Below are 3421 nucleotides of genomic sequence, written 5' to 3' on the forward strand. Positions count from 1 at the left end.
ACATACCTCACCGGGCCGTTAGCTCAACTAGGCAGAGCACCTGACTCTTAATCAGTAGGTTGAAGGTTCGATTCCTTCACGGCCCACCATAAATTTTTTTCCGTAAAAAGCTCAGGAAACGCCACGCCAGAAAGAAATAATCACTACAAACCAAATTCCCAAAATCTTTTGATCATTTCAAGCAAATAGTTTATATACATCAATCTGATATTACAACATTCTGCAAAGCTGAGGTATTTGATAGAAAGCACCAGCCTGGAAAAGCACCAAATTTTCATCTGAATCGTTAAGTATCACAGTTCTTTTCTGTACTGAGAAAATCTCAATATATCACCACCTGCCTGTTTTCGCGATTTTAATTGATTGAATCTCATCAAGCTGGGTATACCCTTTATATAGTTCTGATTTTCCTATTCCACCTGACCTGAGGGATAGGGTTTTTATATTGGACTAAACATATCTTTGGGCAACAGCCCGCAAAAATTTGACACCGATTTCACGGAAACTCTCTTGCCTTCGGTTATTATTTATGTTAACAAAAAATAAGTTATTTACAAGGTTTACGTATAGTAGACTTACACCCCATTAGTTCACGTTTATGCCGGACGTACAGCGGCAAATTCACCTGACTAAGTTTGGGTATGATCCCTACTGGGCTCATACCCATATTTGCAGGTGTCCCGTAACGCGTTAAATGCAAACATATACAAAGGAGGGGAGCAATGAAAAGAGCTCTATTTATTGCCATGTGCACTGTAGCCCTATTTATAACAGGCTGCGCAGCAACGCCAATCTACAAACAGTTAAACTTGCGAAGCGGTGATACTGCAGTAAAACTTGAAAACAACAAAAGTGTGTTTGTTGTAACACCAGCCAACGGGGAAGATGGTTCAACGGAATATCAAAAGTCTGGCCAAATGACTGCACAAACAGTAAAGGCTGCCTTTGTTCGTTACACAAATAGGATTTTCGTATCCAAAGACTGTGGTGAACTACAGTCATGTTTGGAAGAAGCAAAAACTGCGAATTATGATTATTTGGTTTTCCCAGATATTTTGTATTGGCAAGACAGGGCCACGGAATGGTCGGGTAAACTGGATCAAATAGCGATAAAGCTTTCCTTGTTCAACGTTCCAAAAAAAATTAAAATGCAGTCAATAATAATTAAGGGGAAAAGCGCATGGGCAACATTTGGTGGTTACCATCCACAGGATCTGCTACTTGAGCCCATTAACAACTATGTCTCATCACTTTATCGATAGAACCGTATCTAATCCTTAAGAATTGAACTGACCTGCCAATGATCGGGCGTCAAAATCATCACCGACTGACACTGGCAGGTCAGATTCAATCTATTATTCAAGAAGCCCGGTTTGATTGGTATATTATACAAGGGTATTGCTTCGATAATCTGAGTGAGGGAGGCACCTCGGAATCAATAAAATTCATTATTAGGAGTCATTGATATGAAGGTTAAGATATTAACTGTCTGCAAATTAGGTTTCGCGGGGGTACTATCAGTATTGGCAGGGTGTGCAACAATGAAGTCTCTGCCACCGTATGAGGCGACACACTTTTCAATGCATCAGGAATCAAGAGGGATTAAGGTTTTCGTTGAGCCATTTAGTGACCAGAATACTATTAAAAAGTACTTTGGTACCGATTTGATTTCAAATGGAATATTTCCATTTTGTGTTCGAATCGTGAACGGAACGGATAACACAAGTATACTTGTCGATGAAAGTACTTTTTCACTAAAGCTTAAAACAGATATTGAGAGCACTAGTGAATCTAAAGAAATTATTGATTCATCTGCTGGGGCGGATGCTGCTATGGTCGGAGCGTATGTTTCTCCAGCATTGATGCTTTATGGCAACAAATTGTTTACCGATGCAATGGTTATTAACTCCGCTTTCAACCAGAACCGACTAAAACCAACCACAGTTTCACCCGGAAAAAATGTTAGCGGCTTTGTTTACTTTTCGTTGCCAGAGAAAGGGGTTATTCCAAAAGACTGGAACTTAAAGGCAACTATTAAAAGCATATCTGGTGATGAAAAAGTGAAACTCATATTTTAGTGTTGAAATAGGAAGGGGGAAATTATGAAGGGTGTTAGACTTATGCATTCAGCTAAAATTATTGGTTTTTTGGTTATTTTTGTAATTATTGGAGGCTGCGTTTCACACAGGGGTGTTGAGCTGAAATTCACAGATGATATGCATGAAACGTTAAAAAAATACCCGATAAGGATTCGTCTCGAATTGAGTGATGCCTATATGGCTGCGAAGTGGGAAGGAGGGTCGTGGGGGATACTGTATGGTCCAGAACTTACTAGTTACTCAACTATTCTTGCTGACCAGATGTTTCATTTGGTCGATGACCAAGCATCACCAGGTAGTGAGTCAAATATTGATGCTGTTTTGATTGCCGAGATCCTTTCATTTGACCATGAAATTAAGATGTGGACAGGAACAGAATCAAAGATTTCCATTTCGCAAAAATGGACACTTAAAGAACCACTTGGGAGAGTGATTTGGATACAAACGGTAAGTGGTACTGGTGTAATGGAAATGGGTACCGCAGGTTCAGAGGCAATACGTCAAGAGGAGCGGGCTTTGTTAGCGATTGATGATATGATATATAAAAGCGCAAAGGAAATGTCATCGTCGATAGAAATACAAAAATTTTCGAAAATATTAGCTTCATCTAACAATTCAAAGACAGCCTTGGCTGTAGCGCCCATACCACAAGCTCAAATTGAACGTTCAAAAAAAGATGTGGATTTCACAACTATAAATCTATTAGACCATAGCTATCATATGGGCGACAACATCGTTAAAAGATTTAAAAATCCAAAGCCGCAAGGTAAAGTATTCGAAGGCAAATTTAATATTGCCGATTTTAATCCATCGACCATTTTTGTAACAATTTGGGTATCAGATATGGTGCCAAAAAGTCATGAGCAATTTTTAAGAGGATATTATAAAACCAAATTGGTAATTAACGATTCTAAGGTAAGTATTCTCAATAAACATATTTTAGGAAGAAAAGACAATTCTAAAATTGAGCAAATAACAATAGAAGTAGATAAGCATATTGTGAAAAAGGGATCCAATAAAATTAAAATAATTGCTGGAGTTAGAGGAGATAAAAATAATTATGATGATTTTCAGATACATAAAGTCATTGTAAGATATAAAAAATAATAATTTTTCCCAAAAAAGTATATAGATTTTACACCTTAGATTTAATAGAATAACTTGGGGAATTTTCTTGAATGTCTATTTTAAATATCTCCAACGTACCTGCTAAAATTAAGGGCCATCAAAACCTGTGATATCATCAATACCAATTCTCACTGCTAAAGTTGTGCTTTCTGATAATTATGTCAGCTTTTAATCTATCTTAAAATATTGCTATA

3 protein-coding genes and 1 tRNA gene are annotated in these 3421 nt (G+C 37.4%); all 4 read left to right on the forward strand.

The window, feature by feature from the left end:
• Positions 1 to 12 precede the first annotated feature (12 nt).
• The 4 genes from K8S13_RS01830 to K8S13_RS01845 all read left to right on the forward strand — a co-directional run bounded on the left by K8S13_RS01830 (position 13) and on the right by K8S13_RS01845 (position 3206).
• Positions 13 to 89 (forward strand) — tRNA-Lys (locus K8S13_RS01830).
• 633 nt (positions 90 to 722) lie between these two features.
• On the forward strand, positions 723 to 1262 hold the full coding sequence (locus tag K8S13_RS01835; protein WP_291459988.1) for a DUF4823 domain-containing protein: 540 nt from the start codon (positions 723 to 725) through the stop codon (positions 1260 to 1262).
• 204 nt (positions 1263 to 1466) lie between these two features.
• Complete coding sequence (locus K8S13_RS01840; protein ID WP_291459990.1) at positions 1467 to 2078, forward strand: hypothetical protein; 612 nt, start codon at positions 1467 to 1469, stop codon at positions 2076 to 2078.
• A 24-nt stretch (positions 2079 to 2102) separates the two neighbouring features.
• Complete coding sequence (locus K8S13_RS01845) at positions 2103 to 3206, forward strand: hypothetical protein (RefSeq protein WP_291459991.1); 1104 nt, start codon at positions 2103 to 2105, stop codon at positions 3204 to 3206.
• Positions 3207 to 3421 lie beyond the last annotated feature (215 nt).

The organism is Desulfobacula sp. (assembly GCF_021107415.1).

Excerpts from the sequence above, each read along its gene's own strand:
- K8S13_RS01835 (WP_291459988.1), top strand. The coding sequence starts at position 723 with ATGAAAAGAGCTCTATTTATTGCCATGTGCACTGTAGCCCTATTTATA.
- K8S13_RS01840 (WP_291459990.1), top strand. The coding sequence starts at position 1,467 with ATGAAGGTTAAGATATTAACTGTCTGCAAATTAGGTTTCGCGGGGGTA.
- K8S13_RS01845 (WP_291459991.1), top strand. The coding sequence starts at position 2,103 with ATGAAGGGTGTTAGACTTATGCATTCAGCTAAAATTATTGGTTTTTTG.